At 49.0% G+C, this 16460-nt stretch carries 15 protein-coding genes; 2 read left to right on the top strand and 13 right to left on the bottom strand.

Annotated features, from left to right (window positions below):
• Positions 1-17 precede the first annotated feature (17 nt).
• The gene (locus HP568_RS20265; protein WP_173630055.1) at positions 18-809 is read right to left on the bottom strand and encodes an alpha/beta fold hydrolase; all 792 of its coding nucleotides are present in this window, start codon (positions 807-809) and stop codon (positions 18-20) included.
• Positions 810-920: 111 nt separating this feature from the next.
• Here HP568_RS20265 and HP568_RS20270 point away from each other — a divergent pair, with 111 nt between their 5' ends.
• Positions 921-1613 (top strand): alpha/beta hydrolase, encoded by a 693-nt coding sequence (locus tag HP568_RS20270; protein WP_048032083.1) that lies wholly within the window; start codon positions 921-923, stop codon positions 1611-1613.
• A 21-nt stretch (positions 1614-1634) separates the two neighbouring features.
• Here the strand turns inward: HP568_RS20270 and HP568_RS20275 are convergent, their stop codons facing one another.
• The 8 genes from HP568_RS20275 to hemA form a co-directional block, all read right to left on the bottom strand.
• Positions 1635-2447, bottom strand: coding sequence for a hypothetical protein (locus HP568_RS20275; protein ID WP_048032082.1), 813 nt, complete (start codon positions 2445-2447; stop codon positions 1635-1637).
• A 131-nt stretch (positions 2448-2578) separates the two neighbouring features.
• The gene (locus HP568_RS20280; protein ID WP_048032081.1) at positions 2579-3055 is read right to left on the bottom strand and encodes a GyrI-like domain-containing protein; all 477 of its coding nucleotides are present in this window, start codon (positions 3053-3055) and stop codon (positions 2579-2581) included.
• 120 nt (positions 3056-3175) lie between these two features.
• The gene (gene hemL / locus HP568_RS20285) at positions 3176-4465 is read right to left on the bottom strand and encodes a glutamate-1-semialdehyde 2,1-aminomutase (protein ID WP_173630056.1); all 1290 of its coding nucleotides are present in this window, start codon (positions 4463-4465) and stop codon (positions 3176-3178) included.
• A 7-nt stretch (positions 4466-4472) separates the two neighbouring features.
• The gene (hemB, locus tag HP568_RS20290; RefSeq protein ID WP_056497623.1) at positions 4473-5447 is read right to left on the bottom strand and encodes a porphobilinogen synthase; all 975 of its coding nucleotides are present in this window, start codon (positions 5445-5447) and stop codon (positions 4473-4475) included.
• Complete coding sequence (locus HP568_RS20295; protein ID WP_173630057.1) at positions 5431-6243, bottom strand: uroporphyrinogen-III synthase; 813 nt, start codon at positions 6241-6243, stop codon at positions 5431-5433. The genes hemB and HP568_RS20295 overlap by 17 nt, the downstream gene beginning before the upstream one ends.
• Entirely contained in the window at positions 6240-7169 is a 930-nt protein-coding gene (hemC, locus tag HP568_RS20300) for a hydroxymethylbilane synthase (protein WP_048032077.1), read from the bottom strand. The genes HP568_RS20295 and hemC overlap by 4 nt, the downstream gene beginning before the upstream one ends.
• Positions 7170-7193: 24 nt before the next feature.
• Positions 7194-8012, bottom strand: a complete 819-nt coding sequence (locus tag HP568_RS20305) for a cytochrome C assembly family protein (RefSeq protein ID WP_048032076.1) — start codon at positions 8010-8012, stop codon at positions 7194-7196.
• 242 nt (positions 8013-8254) lie between these two features.
• Positions 8255-9619, bottom strand: a complete 1365-nt coding sequence (gene hemA, locus HP568_RS20310; RefSeq protein ID WP_173630058.1) for a glutamyl-tRNA reductase — start codon at positions 9617-9619, stop codon at positions 8255-8257.
• A gap of 233 nt (positions 9620-9852) precedes the next feature.
• Between hemA and HP568_RS20315 the strand changes: the two genes are divergently transcribed.
• Positions 9853-10794: a DMT family transporter gene (locus HP568_RS20315; protein ID WP_305852943.1), complete on the top strand. Its 942-nt coding sequence runs from the start codon at positions 9853-9855 to the stop codon at positions 10792-10794.
• A 48-nt stretch (positions 10795-10842) separates the two neighbouring features.
• Here the strand turns inward: HP568_RS20315 and HP568_RS20320 are convergent, their stop codons facing one another.
• The 4 genes from HP568_RS20320 to HP568_RS20335 form a co-directional block, all read right to left on the bottom strand.
• Entirely contained in the window at positions 10843-12195 is a 1353-nt protein-coding gene (locus tag HP568_RS20320; protein ID WP_173630060.1) for a protein O-GlcNAcase, read from the bottom strand.
• Between the two features lie 39 nt (positions 12196-12234).
• Positions 12235-12882 carry a ribosome biogenesis GTP-binding protein YihA/YsxC gene (gene yihA / locus HP568_RS20325; RefSeq protein ID WP_048032073.1) on the bottom strand — a complete coding sequence of 216 codons (648 nt, stop codon included), beginning with the start codon at positions 12880-12882 and terminating at the stop codon, positions 12235-12237.
• Positions 12879-15218, bottom strand: coding sequence for an endopeptidase La (gene lon / locus HP568_RS20330; RefSeq protein WP_048032072.1), 2340 nt, complete (start codon positions 15216-15218; stop codon positions 12879-12881). The genes yihA and lon overlap by 4 nt, the downstream gene beginning before the upstream one ends.
• Positions 15219-15464: 246 nt before the next feature.
• A partial coding sequence (locus HP568_RS20335) for a S16 family serine protease (RefSeq protein WP_305852944.1) occupies positions 15465-16460 on the bottom strand: 996 nt, incomplete at its 5' end.

Genomic DNA, 16460 nt, shown 5'->3' on the forward strand with positions numbered 1-16460 from the left:
TATGGTGTGATATTTGTTTACTTTCTGTTTAGAAAGCTCTTGAAGGCTTCTGACATTTTCTCTGGTGCCTCTACCATACCCATATGCCCTACATCAGGCAGCAACACTTGCTCGACGTTAGTTTTATCAACTGTAAAAGTTTTTTCAGCAGGAATGATCTGATCCTCTGATCCTGCGACTAATAGTACAGGTAGAGTCGTTTCTTGCAGCACATGATTGCGATCTACTCGATCACGCATGGCGATTAAGGTTTGGATGGCTCCAACCGGGCTCGTCGCAAAGCCAATTTCTTTTGCTAGCTGGACTTCTTCTCTCATCGTGTCGATATGGGAAGGGGCGAACAGCTTCGGTACAAGGGCTTTGATAAACGGCTCCATTCCATTTTCCCGGATGTTGTCTGCTCCTTTATCCCGATTGGCTTTGGCAGCATCGTCATCCGGATATGGCGTCGAATGGATCAAGCCAAAGCTCGCCAGCTTGTCCGCGTATTGATTTGCAAATGCCAAGGTCACATAGCCACCGAGCGAATGTCCAAACAGATGAATCTTCGCTAAACCCAGCTCATCTACAAACAAAGCCAGATCGTCTGCAAAGCGCTCTATCGAATACGGTTCATCAGGGGCCGAGCTGTTTCCATGACCACGCAAATCGATCGCAATGACACGATGCGTTTTAGACAAGTGCGGAACTAGCTTATGCCAGTAAGATGCGCTCCCGCAAAAACCGTGGATCAAAACAAGCGATTCCCCCGTTCCTTCTTCTACATAGGCTATTTTGATGCCGTTACTCAGTTGGACTTCCTTTTTCATCGAATCCTACTCCTTTACTGTTTGTTTACTTCTTGTCAAAAAGTGCTACTGACCCTTACGATTGAAAAATAACCCCTGTTCCGAAGAACATGAAAGAGGTGCAGCTAGTAGATGGTATACCCAAAAACAGGTTCTGTGATCGTCAGGCATGGGAGAGAAATGACGTACACGCACATTCAGGCAAATCAGACGCCATCTCGCTCCGTCTGTTTTTTCTTTCCCGGAGCCAGTTACTCGTTCGACAGGCCTTATCTGTATTATTCTACCATGCTTTTTTTGAGCAAACAGGTCGATCTCATCCATGTACACGCAGAATATGGAAAAGGCATCCCAGATTTCGAAACCAGCTCATTCGCAAAACGAAGCGCTTGGATCAGCGAGGATATGCAAACGGTTGTCTCCCAGGTACTAGATCAGCAGGTGTATGAACGTGTTTTCTTTCTCGGGAAATCACTCGGAACAGTTCCGATTGCATGTTCTTTGCTCAAGGAACCTCGTTTTTGCCGTTCGTCAGCGATCCTGTTGACTCCGTTGCTGAGGGAGGATTTGGTCGTGGCAGACTTGCTTGCGCTGGAGCAAAATGTCTTTCTCGTCTCAGGTACTGCCGATCCCCATTACCATCAGCCTGCAATCGAAAGAATCATGACTTCCAAGCCAAATATCCATCGGTATCTGCCACAAAACGCAAAGCACTCCCTAGACATCGGTCTGCAGGTTGATCTTTCCCTACAAGTCTTGCAGTCTATTATGGAGGAACTTGGTTGTTTTTTGGACAAGTCGCTGGACATTTGCTCTACTAATTGACATGAACAAACGGGAAAATGTTTAAGCAAAACGCTTCGATACCCGCTTCAGTGCTTTTTTCATTTGCTTGCGTCTGCATTGCAACACTTTTTGGATGAATTTTTTTTCGGACTTTTTCAAAAATCCTTTCGGTACCCTTTTGATCGCTTTTTTGATTTCTGAGGTAGGCAAAGATTGGATTTTTTTCACCATCTTGGCAAGCTGCTTTCGATTTTCCTGTGTGAAACGTTTCAATCCGTAGGGAATTCGTTGCTTCTTTTTGTCTCCGGTATGCAAGCAGAATTTGTATGCTTTTTTACAGGAGAACTTATTCTTTGCTCTGCGAAAATTCCATTTATCAGGATTGCCAAACAATGACATGCCATGATCGATGCCATACCATTTGTATTTCTTCCATGATTTTCTTCGGTAGAGAATCAAGTTGCGATTCGAACGGTCCGGGTTAAGAATCCATGTATCGAAAGCCACCAAACGCGCTAATTTTTTGGCATTTTTGATATACTTGTGCGGTTTTTTCTTTACGTAAGACTTCGCCTTTTTCCAAGGAATAACCTTCCTGGCATTGGCTTCGATAGAGACAAGCCCGCGTCTCACATACCCTCGTGGTCCTCTTACACGAGCCTGTAAAACTTTTGCAACGGGTAACCCGAGTTTTTTGGCCAAGTATGCAGCAATGTATTCGTTTGCGACAAGAATACGATAACTCTTACGATGATGTGTCCAAACATTTGATTTAAAGTATCCTTTCCGATTTTTCCGTTTGCGAACCCTCCAAATCAACCGACCGTAACGCTTGCGCAAGTGCTTTCGATAATGCCATTTTAATTTCACCACACTTGTCACCCCTGTCCTGTTTCTTACAGTATACGAGTCTGGATTCCAATTGGTGAAACCAAACGGCCAACACCTCCCGTTTTTGGGTATAAGAGGTGTTGGCCGTTTAGAGGTGCTGCTTCGCTGTTCTTTTACCGAAGCGGGATAAAAATTTCGTACGTGTTCTCGACCCGAGCAGACTCATGCACAGAAGGAACGTACCGTTGATCGTAGCGCTCCATACGAAGAGCATACTCATCTACCTGATGGTCACTTGCTTTGAGCCAACCAAACAAACTGTGGTACGTGTTTTGGACCTGTTCCATCGGTCCTGTGTGGGTAAAGCGGGCGTATGTCTTCGCTGGAATCGTAAACCCGATCATGCCCTCAGGGATATACTCGAAACGCTCAACTTCCACTACAATGTACTCAGTATACATTTGGTACGTTCGATTCTCGTCGCTGATGTCGTAACGAACATCTGGAGAAATCACGAGAGGAATCTCATCCTGGCGCTTCAAAAAAGTCTCCCACAGCTTTGGCATGTATTCCACAAGCATCGGAAACGAACCAGAGAAGCTAAGTCCAACCAGATGCTTTTGCGGTACGTGAATAATCGTCCCTTCCATGTCTCCACCTCATCAGCTGCATTTTCCTTCGTATTTTGACAGGAGGTGGAAAAATCCTGCAAAAAAATCAAAAAAAGCACCTCCTGCATCAGCTAGGAAGTGCTCCCTTCTTTTCCTTCTTTATTCAAACGCTTTTTTCATCGCTTGGTAGCTTGCTTCAATCGTCCGTTCGATATCTTCATCAGTATGTGCCAAGGAAACGAACATACCCTCAAACTGGGACGGCGGGATCATGATGCCTTCCTCCAGCAGATAGCTAAAGTATGCCGAGAAACGCTCCAGATCGGATGTTTTCGCCGTTTCGTAGTTGATAACTGACGTCTCTGTGAAGAACAGGCAAACCATGGAGCCTACGCGATTGAGCGTGTGCGGAATGCCCAGCTTCTTGGCATTGTCAGCCAAGCCTTCAGCCAAACGAGCGGACATCTTCTCCAAGCGCTCGTAAGCGCCTGGTTTGCTGAGCTCTTGCAAAGTAGTCAGGCCTGCTGCCATCGCCAAAGGATTACCCGACAGCGTCCCTGCCTGATAGATTGGTCCTGCTGGAGCTACTTGCTGCATGATCTCCCGTTTGCCGCCGTATGCACCTACTGGCAAGCCACCGCCGATGACTTTCCCCATCGTTGTCAAATCAGGGGTAATGCCGTACAGCTCTTGTGCACCACCCAATGCTACACGGAAGCCAGTCATGACTTCATCGAAAATGAGCAGTGTCCCATGTTTCTCCGTAATATCACGCAGTCCTTCAAGGAAGCCTGGCTGTGGAGGAACAACCCCCATGTTGCCGCCGATTGGCTCCACAATAACTGCTGCCAGATCATCGCCAAACGTTTCAAATGCCAGTTTGACGCTTTCCAGATCATTGTAAGGAACCGTAATCGTGTTGTGTGCTGTTCCTTCAGGTACGCCTGGGCTGTCTGGAAGTCCTAGTGTAGCCACACCGGAACCAGCCTTGATCAACAAGCTGTCGGCATGACCATGGTAGCAGCCTTCGAACTTCATGATTTTGTTACGTTTGGTATAGCCACGCGCGAGGCGCAGAGCGCTCATCGTCGCCTCTGTACCGGAGTTCACCATACGCACGACTTCTACAGATGGCACGATCTCACAAACGAGCTTTGCCATTTCCGTTTCCCGCTCAGTCGGTGCGCCAAAGCTGGTTCCAAGCGCAGCTACTTCCGTAATCGCTGCAAGGACACGCGGATGCGCATGTCCCAAGATCAATGGACCCCACGAGCCGATGTAGTCAATATAGCTGTTACCATCCACATCAAAAATACGGGAGCCTTCTCCTTTTGCGATGTAAACAGGATTGCCTCCTACGCTCTTAAAGGCACGAACCGGACTGTTTACTCCGCCTGGTATGTAATGCTGTGCTTCTGCAAATAACTGAGTAGATTTTTCTCTATTCATCTCGTGCTCACCTCGCCAGCCATTTTGCAACATCTTTTGCATGGTACGTAATGATCAAATCTGCACCTGCACGCTTGAAACCAACCAACGTTTCCATAACGATACGCTCTTCATCGATCCAGCCATTCAGAGCCGCCGCTTTTACCATAGAATACTCTGCACTCACATTGTAAGCCACGATCGGCAGGTTGAAGTTCTCACGCAGACGAAGAACCATGTCCATGAAAGCAAGACCTGGCTTCACAATCAAGAAGTCCGCGCCTTCTTTTACATCGGAAGCTGCTTCGCGAAGACCTTCACGTGCATTGGCCGCGTCCATTTGATAGCTTTTGCGATCGCCGAATTGTGGAGTCGAGCCTGCCGCATCGCGGAACGGTCCGTAGAAGGCAGAAGCGTATTTCACCGCATAGGACATGATCGGAATGTGCTCAAAGCCAGCCTCGTCCAAAGCTTCACGGATTGCAATCACGAAACCATCCATCATGTTGGATGGTGCAATAATATCTGCTCCAGCTTTTGCTTGAGAAACCGCGGTCTGACCCAAAAGCTTCAATGTTTCGTCATTCACGACTTCGCCTTCGTGAATCACACCACAGTGACCATGATCGGTGTATTCACACAGGCACGTATCTGCAATCACGATCATTTCTGGATGGGCTTCCTTGATCAGACGCATTGCCTGTTGGGTAATCGCATCATCATTGTACGCCTCTGTTCCACATGCGTCTTTATGTGTTGGTACCCCAAACATCAAAACAGCTTGAATTCCCAGAGCTACGATTTCCTTCATCTCTTCGGCTAGTGTGTCCAAGGAGAGCTGATACACGCCTGGCATGGACGGAATCTCATTCTTAATACCGGTTCCTTCCACTACGAACAACGGATAAATCAAGTCTTCCACCCGTACGTGGTTCTCCCGCACCAGATTGCGCATTGCCGCGCTTTTGCGAAGACGGCGATGACGGTCAAATGTTTGTGCCATGTCGATTCCCTCCCAGATTCTCTATGATAGCTACTAGTAAACCTTCCACGGTGTACTCACTCGCTACCACATGAACAGAAAGCCCGTTTTGTTTTGCTGTATCTGCCGTTATTGGTCCGATACAGGCTATCTGAACATGCTTGAGCCAGTCAAGCGATGTATAGGGCTCCATCGCTGCCATAAAATGCGTCACCGTTGAAGAGCTGGTAAACAAGATGATATCGATGAGACCTTGCTGGAGCTTTTCCGCTGCGTCTGGGGCCTGCTCTGCATCAATGACAGTGTGATACACGTCTACTTCAGTCACAGCAAGTCCCAAGCGAGCCAACTCCTTAGGCAGTGCCTTGCGGGCAATATCTGCACGAGGCAGCAGAACGCGCTGACCAGGAAGCAGTTGATCATACAAGCTCGACAGCAAGCCTTCCGCCACGTAATCAGATGGGATGACAGCTACCTCGAGCCCGTGATGCTCAAGCGCCTGAGCCGTCTTCGGGCCGACCGCAGCAATTTTGCCAGTGAACGCATCGAGTCCTACCCTGACCTCGCGCATGCGCTCCAAGAAGAAGCGCACGCCATTCACACTCGTGAAGACTACCCAGTCGTATGTTGGCAACTGGGTGATGGCTTCGTCGAGCTTGGCAGTGTCCGTCGGCGGCATCATTTTTAACAGAGGAAATGCGTATGCTTCTCCACCTAACCGCTCGATCTGTTCAACGAGCTCGCGAACTTGACTTCTCGCCCGCGTAACCATGATGCACTTGCCAGTCAGCGGCTTGTGCGATCCGTGGACAATCATTGCTCATTCTCCCGCAAGACTTGCGCAAGCACCTCTCCCGCTCCCTGTGCCAAGAGGGCTTCCGCCACTTGAATGCCCAGCGCTAACGGATCTTGGCCAGTCGCCGTGTTTTTAAATATTTGCTTCCCATCTGGGGAGCCAACCATTCCTGTCAAAGTAATTTCATTGTTCTCACCAACTGTCGCATATGCGCCAATCGGCACCTGACAGCCGCCTTGGAGTTTGTGCAGGAAGCTGCGCTCTGCTGTTACCGCCAAACGCGTCGGTGCGTCATCAAACTGCTTCAAGAGAGCGAGTGTCTCCTCATCGTCTGCACGGCATTCGATGGCAAGCGCACCTTGACCGACTGCTGGCAAGCTGATTTCAACAGGCAGGAACTGCGAGATTTCCCCTTCAAAATTCACGCGCTCAAGTCCAGCCGCAGCGAGGATGATCGCATCAAAATTACCTTCCGCAAGCTTGCGCATGCGCGTATCAATATTTCCACGCAGAGATTCAATCTGAATGTCAGGGCGATGTGCGAGAATTTGTGCAGAACGGCGCAAGCTACTAGTCCCTACCAAAGCTCCTTGTGGCAGTTCATCCAACGTCTTGCCATCCTTGGAAAGCAGAACATCCCGAGGATCAACACGCTTCGGGATCGCGCCGATTACCAAGCCCTCTGGCAATTCAGCCGGCATATCCTTCAAGCTGTGTACCGCAAAATCGGTTTCCTTATCGAACAAGGATTGCTCGATTTCTTTGACAAACAGCCCTTTTCCGCCTACTTTGGACAAGGTCACATCGAGGATTCGATCGCCTTTTGTCACGATTTCATGCAATTCAAAATCAGCTTCAGGTGCGAACCCCTTCAGTTGATCTACGACCCAATTCGTTTGAGTGAGCGCCAATTTGCTGCGACGCGTTCCCACTTTCCATTTTCCCATGACAGCCTCCTTGATGAGCAGCCCCTACCACCAGTCGTGAAATGTAGAAGTAGTGAAGCCTAAAAAATTGATAAGTAGTAACAAAAACGCCAGGACGTTCCACTGCGCGAGTCTGCGCATCTGCACCGTATCCCGATAGCGTTGGTACAGCCATAGCGAATAAATCGCAAGAACCAACATGGAGAGCACTACTTTTGAATCTAGCAGAAATTTCTCCGGCAAAACCATTTTACCCCATATGATCCCTAATACAATCGAAAGCAAGAGCATCGGTACACCCAGCATGTTCATTCGGTACGCGTAGCCTTCCAGTTGATCAAGGCTGGGCAAACGCCTGAGCAACGGCGACCAGCGTCTTTCCTTGAGCATTTTGTGCTGAAGCAGGTACATGGCCGAGAAGATCATGGAGAGCGAGAACGCCCCGTAGCTGAACATGGCCAGTGTCACATGTGTCAACAATAGCTCAGAGGTCAAGATACTCGATACAGCCTCAATCGGCGTTTCCGGCAAAAACATCGACATGACGAGCACGACGAATCCGATAATATTAGTAAAAAAAACCAGCAAATCAATCCGAAAAAAATAGTGAATGATAAGCGACAAGCCTACCAGCACCCATGAATAAAAAAAGAGCGTCTCAAACAGCGTAATGACTGGAAAATACCCCTTCATGACTGCTTGCGAGACAAAAAATGCGGTTTGCAAGGCCCAAACGACAACAAGCAACCCGAAAGCCAGACGATTGACTTTCCGGTTGCTTTGCAAGAAGTCGTTAAAATAGAAGAGAACACTTGCAGCGTAGAGAAAGATCGTCAAGTCGTAGATCCATCTCACCTCGGCCATGCACTCTCTCCCCCACTTTCCCAATCGGTTTCTAACAGTGCGTGTTCAAAAAGTCGGCTTTTTAGCACCGAGAAGATGGCGAGAACCGAACGAAGGAGGAGCGGAGTGTAGGTAATCTACATGAGCACCGGACTTCGGAGGTGAACGCCATATTCGATGTTGAATTAGCTTTCTGAGCTACTTCGTGATCAAAAGACGACTTTTTGAACAACCTCTAGTAGCAGATAGATTGTCAGGTCAGCTTAGTCAGGGAACCTGGAGGCCAATACCTGCTCCCGAGAAGAAGATGTCTGTTTATTTTTATCGTGAGCCCAGATTGCTTCCTGTTCTTTTCGCTCCAGGATCTCCTCCAACGCAAACATTTTCTCGAAAATATCCAGTACTTCTTCCCCATCTTTGGTAGCTGCCATTTCTTTTAAACGCACGACCGGATCGTGCAACAGTTGATTGACAATACCCTTGGTTGTCTTGCGGATGATGTGCATCTCCCGCTCAGACAGATTCGGCAGCTTGTTTTCGATTTTTCGCATCGCTTCGCTTTGGATCGTATTTGCCTTGTCACGCAGTGCAGCGATGAGTGGCGCCACGCCAAGCGTCTGATACCAGGTCGTGAATGCCACGATCTCTTCTTGAATCATGACATCCAGACGTTCCGCTTCACGAGAACGTTCCGCAACGTTACTCGCAACGATGCCCTCGAGATCGTCAATATCATATAAAAAGACGTTATCAAGATCATGCAAGTCAGGATTCAGGTCGCGAGGAACTGCGATATCCACCATGAACAACGGACGATGCTTCCTTTGTTTCATGATCGGAGCCAGTTCTTTTTTGCCGAGGACATAACCTGTCGCTCCGGTCGAGCTGATGACGATGTCTGCTGTGAGCAGTGCCTCTGACAACTGCTCCATCGTACAGGAGTCACCCTTGAACTTTTCTGCCAAAAGCTGCGCTCGCTCCAATGTACGATTCGCTACCATGACGCGTTCCGAACCATTTGCGTGCAGGTGCTTGGCTGTCAGCTCGCTCATTTTGCCCGCTCCGACGATCAGGACAGACTTCCCTGCAAAGGAACCGAATATCTTTTTCCCCAGTTCGACAGCAGCGTAACTGACAGAAACCGCGTTTTGTCCAATCGCTGTCTCTGTATGGGCACGCTTGGCGAACGTAATCGCTTGCTTGAACAAGGTATTAAAGACAGTCCCTGTCGTTTGACGCTCCTGCGCCAACAGGAACGCATCCCGGACTTGTCCGAGGATTTGTGTTTCTCCCATTACCATCGAATCAAGACCGGAAGAGACTCGGAACAAGTGCTCGATTGCCTGTTCGTTCTCTTTTATATAGAGATGATCCTTAAATTGTTCTTTCTCCACGCCGAACCATTCTGCCAAAAAGCGGCGAGTATAGTCTCGGCCAATATTCGCCTGGTCACAAACGACGTAAATTTCCGTCCGATTGCACGTTCCCAGGATGATACATTCTGCGATACTCTTCGTCTGGGAGAGAAGATGAAGAGCGCGTGCTGTCCCATCGTCGCTGAATGTAAACTTTTCGCGAATTTCGACAGGGGCTGTTTTGTAGTTTAAACCCAGCAAAAGAATATCCATAATGTCCTCCCAGAATAACAAACCTGTTAGCGGCATATGTAAAATGCACTATCATTATATCATTATGTCCCGAATCGGATAGGAGTAATTGTGAAAAATTTATTAACGGAGTGTACTTTGGGTATATCCCAGATAATCCGCTTGCGTTCCTTCTAGGAATACCTTATGATGTCGGCTATACATGCAAGCAGAAGAAAAATTGTGAAAATGCCAGAAAGGAGAGGAAAGAAGCTTTGAGAAAACCATGGATGGCAGACATAACGCTGCTCCTCGTCGCTTTTATCTGGGGAACCACGTTTTTGATCGTACAGCAGGCAATCGCATCGCTGCCTCCCAATACGTTTAACGCCGTACGCTTTACCATTGCTGCGTTATTTTTATTGATCATCTATTTCATCCGCAATCGTCATCGTAGGCAGACCTCTGAATGGAAAGGGCCACTGCTTCGTGCCGGCGTCATCCTCGGCTTTTGGCTCTGTCTGGGATACGCCTTGCAGACCGTAGGACTTTTGTATACAACACCTTCCAAAGCTGGCTTTATCACTGGTTTATCCGTCGTATTGGTGCCGCTCTTCTCATTTTTGCTTTTGCGTGAGCGCGTCAAACCTTTCGCTATCGTCGGTGTGATTCTAGCAGCGTTCGGCTTGTATTTGCTGACGCAGAATCAGTCGTTCTCCTTTAATCTCGGTGATGCCCTGGTATTCGTCGGTGCCATCTGCTTCGCCATGCAAATCGTCTCTACCGGCAAATACGCACCTCATTTTGCAGCATTGCCCCTTGCTATTACGCAATTAGGTACGGTAGGTGTAATGAGCTGGCTGTACGCCTTTTTCTTCGAGGATTGGAGTCGTGCTTTTGATCCGGCGATCTTGTTCATACCCGAGGTGGCCTTTGGTTTGATCATCACTTCTATTTTCGCCACGGCACTGGCCTTTCTCGCGCAGACGGCCTTGCAAAAACAAACCAGCTCGACGAGGGTCGCTCTCATTTTTGCTTTGGAACCCGTATTTGCCGCACTCACCTCATACGTCTTTATTCATGAAGTCCTGAGTGGAAGACAGTTGACCGGATGTCTCCTGATTTTTGCCGGCATGATTCTGGCTGAGCTGCCGATTCAAGAATGGTTGCGGAATTTCCGTCAGAGAAAACCAAATGACGGTCGTGAATCTGCCTGATGCGAAAAGCAAAAAAGTTCCTTCTCCCCTGCGGGAAAGGAACTTTTTTTATGAGCTCTTCTTGACCTCTAGCATTACGGCATCCACAAAAAGCTGCATGACTGGTCCGCACACTTCTTGCGGGTAACGCTCCGTTCGTTTGAGCCACCGCTTGAGCCGGAGCAGATGATACGCCGCTTGTGGCAGTCGCCCTCTTGTCCCATGATCAATGAGAGCGACTGCCGACAGACCGACCTTGGTCCATAGATGGAACTTCTCCACCCACGGCCTCGTTTCTTCTGCAAGCTTCTGATTCGTCATCCCTGCCAACAGCTTGTCAGCCGCCGCTTCCATCCTTTGGAAAAGAGCCGTCAAGTCCGCAATGGCTTTTTGCCGATCTCCCTGCAAAAAATGAAAGCGGAAGGTCAGGATCGCTTCTAGCAATCGTGGCGATTCCACCTCGCATAAAAACGAGCTTTGCACGTTATTCGCAAAGGTGAAGAAAGCATCCGCATCCTTTTGTCCCGCTACTTCCTCTACGGCTTGTTTCCATACCATTTCAGGATCGTAGCCGATCGGATCTCGTAAATAAGCTGCCGTCGTAATCAAAGGAATCTTCGAGCATTCTGGTCTAGACATCGCATTCGCCACATAGCCTGCTGCATATTGCCATAAGTCAGGGTCACGATGACGCAATGGACCGATATGTAGTTCGTTCGCCATCGCCAAATCATTCACCGGGTAGTTGTCCCAATAAAATGGCTGATGACCCGAGTACTCTTGAAAACGAATCGCATCGCCGTCTGTCAGATAGGGCGAGCAGACGAATCGTCCCGTCCAAAACAAATCGATTTCTATCGGCAAATGCTGGCCGAGGTACATGATGTACGCTTCTTTTCCAATCCCGTTGTATTGTGTAGGACAGACCACCAGCTTGACTGGATCGCCCCAGCTACGTATCAAATCCCACACATAAAGCGTCGTATGGGCATGCGCTTCCGCCAAATGGGAAAACTCGGCTAGATCCTTCTCATGTAACAGGTGCATGGGAATATCATCGAACAATAGTGCAAAGTAACGCACACCACGATCGTACAAATCCCGATACTTCCTGCCCAACAGCTCCAAATGCTGACGATTCGTATATTCCATGCTGAGTCCAGGACCCAAGCAATAAATAAACTGCATGTTGCAAGTCTGTGCCCGCTGGATCAGCTCGTCTAACTGTTGATTGGCTTTCGCAGGAAGCGGCTCCATCCAGCGTTCCCGCAGATACTCGTCATCTTTTGGGGCATAGAAATACGCATTGTAATCATGTCGGTGCAAAAAGTCGATCATATCCAGCCGCTCTTCATGTGTCCAAGGTGTTCCATAAAAGCCTTCGATCACACCACGTACAGCAAAGCAAGCTCTCCCGCTCACTCAGATGCTCCCTTCCCCACGACGAATTGGGTCTAAGAATTACTCATTGGCTGGAGCAGTCTCCTCAGCCTTGCTAGCCGTCTCCTTGGCTATTTCCTCGCCAGCACGGATACGACGCATGATTTCTGCCCACAGTTCATCCTTGCCTTGACCTGTCTCTGAGGAAAATACAATAATCGTATCATCCCCGCGCAAATTCAGGCTTTGACGGATGATCTTCGTATGCTGCAGCCAACGCCCACGAGCGATTTTATCACCTTTCGTCGCTACAACTACGGTAGGAATCCCGATTTGCTTACACCAATCGTACATTGCAATATCGTCTTTGCTCGGAGCATGGCGAATATCGACCAGTTGAATAATGAATCGAAGCTCTTTCCGGTTTTTCAAATAGCCCTCGATCATTTTTCCCCATTGTTCCTTGATTGTCTTCGCTACCTTTGCATACCCATAACCCGGGAAGTCAACGAAGTAGAGCATTTGATTGACACGGAAATAGTTCAATGTCTGGGTTTTACCCGGACGAGAACTAATCCGGGCAAGACCTTTGCGGTTCATCATTTTATTGAGCAAGGATGATTTTCCTACGTTAGAGCGTCCTACCAACGCGATCTCATGGAGACCATCAGTCGGATACTGCTTTGGTCCAACCGCACTGATAATAAACTCTGATGATGTTACCTTCATGCTTTGTCACCTACTGGCTGTTTAGTTAGCGCGTGACGCAGCACTTCATCTAAATGATCAACTGGATAGAATGTCAGTTCACCGCGTACGCTCTCCGGGATATCCTCGATATCCTTCTCGTTGTCTTTTGGCAAAATGATCGTGGTTAAACCTGCACGGTGAGCAGACATGCATTTTTCTTTCAGCCCGCCAATGGGTAGAACCCGACCTCGCAACGTAATCTCCCCGGTCATCCCCACTTCTTTTTTCACAGGGATTTTCGTGAGGGCGGATACGAGCGCGGTTGCCATTGTAATCCCAGCAGAAGGACCGTCTTTTGGAATCGCCCCTTCTGGAAAGTGGATGTGGATATCGTTCTTCTCGTGGAAGGACGGATCAATTCCCCACTGCTCTGCACGGGAGCGAATATAGCTGAATGCAGCCTGCGCAGATTCCTTCATGACATCACCCAGTTTCCCTGTCAGGGTGAGCTTTCCTTTTCCAGGCAAAATGCTGACTTCTACATTCAGCGTATCTCCGCCTGCTTGTGTCCAAGCCAGACCCGTAACAGAGCCGACTTGATCTTTTTTCTCCGCCAGTCCATAGCGGTAGCGCGGTTTGCCGAGCAGTGCCTCCAACGTCTTGACCGTAACCACGACTCGCTTCTTCTCACCGCTCACGATCAGCTTGGCAGCTTTGCGGCAAACGTTAGCTGCTTCGCGATTGAGGTTGCGAACACCCGCTTCTCGCGTATACAGACGAACGAGCTTCAGCATCGCGTCGTCGTTCATTTTCAGCTTATCTTTGCCCAGACCGTGATCCTGCATTTGCTTCGGCAAGAGGTAATCACGCAAAATGTTCAGCTTTTCCAGTTCGGTATAGCTGGAAATCGAGATGACCTCCATCCGGTCCAAAAGCGGACGCGGAATCGTATCGAGACTGTTTGCGGTCGTAATAAACATGACGTTCGTCAAATCATAGGTCTCTTCGATATAGTGATCACTGAATTTATCATTTTGGTTTGGATCGAGTACTTCGAGCAGGGCAGACGCAGGGTCTCCACGGAAATCAGACGCGAGCTTGTCGATCTCATCCAGCAAAAAGACAGGGTTAATCGTGCCAGCTTGCTTCATACCTTGGATAATTCGACCCGGGAGAGCACCTACATACGTGCGGCGATGTCCACGAATCTCTGCTTCGTCGCGTACTCCCCCCAAGGAGATGCGAACGAAATTGCGCCCGATTGCACGCGCTACGGAACGAGCCAGAGATGTTTTCCCGACACCCGGAGGGCCTACCAGACAAAGGATCGGTCCACGCATGGAGTTTACCAGCTTTTGTACGGCCAAATACTCCAAGACACGTTCCTTCGGTTTATCCAAGCCGTAATGATCTTCATCGAGAACTTGCTGTGCATGAAGAATATCCAGATTATCTTCTGTCGTCTTCGTCCAAGGCAGTGCAAACAAGGTATCGATATACGTACGGATGACCGAGCCTTCCGCAGAAGTCGCCGGCATCTTTTCCAGACGCTCGAGCTCCTTCTCGATCTTCGCTTTGATCCGCTCAGGAGCGTCCGATTTTTCGAGCTGAGCACGCAGCTCATCTACTTCGCCTTGGCGTCCGTCCTTATCGCCCAGCTCTTTTTGGATAGCTTTCATTTGCTCACGCAGGTAGTATTCCTTTTGCGTGCGCTCCATCTGTTTCTTCACGCGGTTGCCGATCTTGCGCTCCAGCTCAAGTACCTCGCGCTCGTTGTTCAAAATGGTCAAAAGAATTTCGAGACGTTCCTTGATGTTGGTCGTCTCCAAAATTTCTTGTTTGTCCTTCATCTTGAGCGGCAAATGCGAAGCAATCACATCTGCCAAACGTCCCGGTTCCTCAATGTCCTGCACAGAGGTTAATGTCTCCGGAGAAACCTTTTTGGACAGCTTGATGTACTGCTCAAAGTGGCCCAGCAAGGAACGCATTAAAGCTTCCACTTCATTTTGCTCTGTTTTTTCATCTTGCAAATATGTAATCGACACGACGAAATAATCTTCCTGTTGAAGATACTCCTCGATCTTCGCGCGCTGCAAACCTTCTACCAATACACGGATTGTCCCATTCGGCAGCTTCAGCATTTGTTTCACACGCGCAACAGTACCAATACTGTAGATTTGCTCAGCATCTGGCTCTTCTATATGGACCTCTTCCTGTGTCGCAAGCAAAATCTTGTTATCGTCTACCATGGCTTGCTCCAATGCGCGGATGGACTTTTCCCGTCCAACGTCCAAATGGAGTACCATTGTCGGATAAACAAGCAATCCTCGCAACGGGAGAAGCGGTAATTCTCGTTTACCGGAACGTTCGCCCAAGCGGATGCACCTCTCCTTGTTGATCTACCCTCTTACAAAGAGCCTTATAACAGACAAAAACGGCCCTCAAAGCCGTTTTTTAAACGCCCGCCCGGCCCCAAAAAACGAGACAAAAAAGATCTCGCAATCATTTTTTGTGGAGCTCGTTTCAGGCCGGGCAAGGCCTCAGGCTCTTTGCAAGCAGAAGCTTTTTTCCATTGTAGCGCAAACACAATCCGATGTCTAATCCGCGAGCATACCCGACTGTTACAGGGATAGCGGAGAGGAAGCGAGATCCTCTGCTGGGATTTGCAAGGTAAATCCCGTCGCCTCTTCTTCTTGCATGGCAGCTTGCGGTACGGCTAGCTCGATTACCTCCGTGACAGTTGACACCGGTATGATTTCGATCCCTTTCATATCAGCAAAAATGCTTTGCCAGTTTTCCTGTGGAATGAGAACTCTGGTCGCCCCCGCTTGTTTGGCGGCCTCTACCTTCGCGACTACACCCCCAACCGGCTTTACCTTCCCATGAATACTCACTTCGCCGGTCATAGCCAGTAAATTATCGACAGGCAGATTCAAAATCGCCGAGTAGATTGCTGTAGCAATGGTAATGCCCGCAGAAGGCCCATCGACAGGGATACCTCCCGGAAAATTGATATGAAGATCATAATCATACGGGCGGACGCCCATTCTGTTCAGGACAGTCAAAACGTTTTCGATCGATCCTTTTGCCATCGACTTCCTGCGGATCGTCCGGCTGCGGGTGCCCATCTCCTCTTCCTCAGCCATTCCTGTCATCGCCATTCGACCTTGACCAGGAATAACTGCGGGGGAAGCAGTCACTTCCAGCTCCATCACACTCCCCATGTTCGGACCGTAGACAGCAAGACCATTAACCAATCCGACCTGCGGCGTATCATGCACCTGTTTTTCGGGGCGAGGCGATTTTTGACTGCTGTGCATCACCCATTCCACATCGGCAGCATGGATGTCTTGGCGGTCTTCCGTCAAGGCAATTCCCGCAGCGATTTGCAGTGTATTGATCGCTTCACGTCCATTGGTCGCATAGCGCTCGATCACGGAAACTGCGCCGTCTTCTATAGTCATATTCATTTTAGGCACGGCCGTACGCACGATACTCCCGATTTCTCCAGCCTTTAATGGGCGGAAAAAGATTTCCAGGCAACGGGAACGAAGCGCAGCAGGCAGTTCTTCTGGCAGCCTCGTCGTCGCTCCCACCAGACGGAAATCAGCGGGCAA

The sequence above is a fragment of the Brevibacillus sp. MS2.2 genome (assembly GCF_013284345.1).
Classification (GTDB): Bacteria; Bacillota; Bacilli; order Brevibacillales; family Brevibacillaceae; genus Brevibacillus; species Brevibacillus brevis_C.

Bases quoted from the DNA above. Each gene is read 5' to 3' on its own strand.
- HP568_RS20265 (WP_173630055.1), bottom strand. From the start codon at position 809: ATGAAAAAGGAAGTCCAACTGAGTAACGGCATCAAAATAGCCTATGTA.
- HP568_RS20295 (WP_173630057.1), bottom strand. From the start codon at position 6,243: ATGATTGTCCACGGATCGCACAAGCCGCTGACTGGCAAGTGCATCATG.
- hemA (WP_173630058.1), bottom strand. From the start codon at position 9,619: ATGGATATTCTTTTGCTGGGTTTAAACTACAAAACAGCCCCTGTCGAA.
- hemB (WP_056497623.1), bottom strand. From the start codon at position 5,447: ATGGCACAAACATTTGACCGTCATCGCCGTCTTCGCAAAAGCGCGGCA.
- hemC (WP_048032077.1), bottom strand. From the start codon at position 7,169: ATGGGAAAATGGAAAGTGGGAACGCGTCGCAGCAAATTGGCGCTCACT.
- yihA (WP_048032073.1), bottom strand. From the start codon at position 12,882: ATGAAGGTAACATCATCAGAGTTTATTATCAGTGCGGTTGGACCAAAG.
- hemL (WP_173630056.1), bottom strand. From the start codon at position 4,465: ATGAATAGAGAAAAATCTACTCAGTTATTTGCAGAAGCACAGCATTAC.
- HP568_RS20280 (WP_048032081.1), bottom strand. From the start codon at position 3,055: ATGGAAGGGACGATTATTCACGTACCGCAAAAGCATCTGGTTGGACTT.
- HP568_RS20270 (WP_048032083.1), top strand. From the start codon at position 921: ATGGTATACCCAAAAACAGGTTCTGTGATCGTCAGGCATGGGAGAGAA.
- HP568_RS20305 (WP_048032076.1), bottom strand. From the start codon at position 8,012: ATGGCCGAGGTGAGATGGATCTACGACTTGACGATCTTTCTCTACGCT.